Origin of the sequence: Collinsella aerofaciens (assembly GCF_015553355.1) — a bacterium.
Classification (GTDB): Bacteria; Actinomycetota; Coriobacteriia; order Coriobacteriales; family Coriobacteriaceae; genus Collinsella; species Collinsella aerofaciens_V.
This window is the reverse complement of sequence record NZ_JADNGN010000032.1, coordinates 27,816-29,727: the sequence shown is the minus strand read 5'-3', so window position 1 is coordinate 29,727 and position 1,912 is coordinate 27,816. Positions and strand designations below refer to the sequence as shown.

Here is a 1,912-nt window from a genome sequence, read left to right as displayed (position 1 = left end):
AGCGCCCCGCGCATTCGCGCAGGGGCAGCATGAGCGCGAAGCACTCGGCGTAGGCCATCCAGGTCTCCTTCGGGAGCCTGCTCGTCCCCAGGATGTGCCCGCTGCCCATGCCGAAGGTCCTGCCGCAATCCTGGCAGAGGTAACGCTGCTCGCCGTTCTTTGATTTGCCCTTCTTCACGACCGCGGCGGACCCGCAGCGCGGGGAGCGCTCGGCCTCGTAGGCGGAGCCGGCGGCGTTCGGTCCTGCTGAGGCTCGCGATGTCCCTCTTGAAGGTGATTACCAGGTCCTCGGCGTTCATGCTGCCCCGCGGTCTACGAGGCTAACGATATGGCGCCGTGATGACATATGTATGTCAATCTTGGTCTAACAGAGCCTAACGAAAGTGCATGTCAGGAGTTTCCCTTAGGCATTTTGCGGCTATAGGGACAAGGTCGAACATCGTGTGAACGACATCGCCCGTGTTTGCAACGGTAGCCGTGAACTTGCCGTTTCCAAAATCCATCAGATGGTAGAGGTTGATGGTTAAGTCCTTTTGCGTGGCAATTCTCAGAATCCAGTAAGCGCAATTGTCGCTGCAGGTTGTGGCGTTGTATACGTTCTGAGGCATGAAGTACATGAGCAACAGCGTCTTAGTGCCTCCCGACAGCCTTTCAGGAGGAATAATGCCTAGGATCTTGGTGTCTATTGCGCAGGGTCCAACGACATTGCCTTTATCGATTGATTTAATAATCCTTTGAGCAAAGGCGTCTTGAAACCACTGGGGCGAATAGACGTTATCGAAGTAAACCGACGTATTGTAGATAACGTTTTCCATATCACCTTAGTGAATTGTTAACACGTTGGTCCCTTCGGGTTGCTGGTTTGGTGTTCGGTGAGACTGATTGTATCGCACGCATAAGACGGGCGTAATTTGCCAGAAACACATGCGATTGATAACCATTGACAGTCAAGACCTGTATCCAGTGCCCGTATTTGCATGTCCGTACTTGAACCTAAGTTGCTTTGAAGGCCTATGTTTTAGACAATAGTTCCAGGCTAGGCTCTGCGTGGCGGCACGTAAAAGCCGTACTGTGCTTGGGTGGGTAAAAGTCCAAGACGATTAGATATCCGAGAGGATATCGAGCCCGTGCCGGGGAGATAAGGTGAGCCCGCGCCGGGGACTATAGTTCCGGCAACAAATGGGTTTCCGCGAGGATGCCGCGGCTGACGGTCAGTATATTACCGCCCTACACGCTCCTTCCGCGCGTCGCCTGCTCAAACGATTTGCGCCGAATTTTATTCCGCGGGCGGTGAGCCTGTTTATAGACAACGTCACGACCTATAGACGGGTGTCTTGGGGGTATTGCAGCTTGGCTCCCGTCCCCCCAATCTAGTAGACTTGGAAACCGTTGCTAGATTAGGGGGATTTTCCATGAGACGCTCCACGAAACGAATTTCCGGTGCCGCCGCCGCGCTGGCGGTCGCGGCCGCCCTGGCCCTGTGCGGGCCCGCGGCCTACGCCGCCCCCGCCGCCCCGGGCGACGCGCAGGCCCCGGCCGCCGGGGCCCAGCCCGCCGACGGGGGTCCCGCCGCCCAGGCCGACGCCGCCCAGCCCGCGCAGGCCGACGCCTCCCAGCCCGAGGCCTCGCAGGCCGACGGCGCCCAGGCGGAGCCCGCCCAGGCCGAGGGGGCCGCGCCCGTCTCGCTCTCGTACTCGGCCCACGTCTCCAATATCGGCTGGATGGGCGCCGTCGCCGGCGGCGGGGTCGCCGGCACGACCGGCAGGGGGCTCCCCCTCGAGGCGCTGCGCCTCGTCCTGTCCGACGCGTCGACCGGCGAGCCCCTCGGCGCCGACGCCATATCCGTCGAGGCCCACGTCTCCAACGTCGGCTGGCAGGCCGCCGTCGGCAACGGCGGCACCGCCGGCACCAC

Annotated in this window: 1 protein-coding gene and 2 pseudogenes; 1 reads left to right on the top strand and 2 read right to left on the bottom strand. The window is 60.7% G+C overall.

Translation table 11 applies throughout. From position 1 onward, the window contains the following. Positions 1-190, bottom strand: a pseudogene (locus tag I2D57_RS10130) (transposase); the annotation flags it as partial. Positions 191-374: 184 nt separating this feature from the next. Then, the gene (locus I2D57_RS07990) at positions 375-815 is read right to left on the bottom strand and encodes a DUF4869 domain-containing protein (protein ID WP_117638277.1); all 441 of its coding nucleotides are present in this window, start codon (positions 813-815) and stop codon (positions 375-377) included. Positions 816-1,412: 597 nt separating this feature from the next. Here I2D57_RS07990 and I2D57_RS07985 point away from each other — a divergent pair. Further along, positions 1,413-1,912, top strand: a pseudogene (locus tag I2D57_RS07985) (hypothetical protein); the annotation flags it as partial.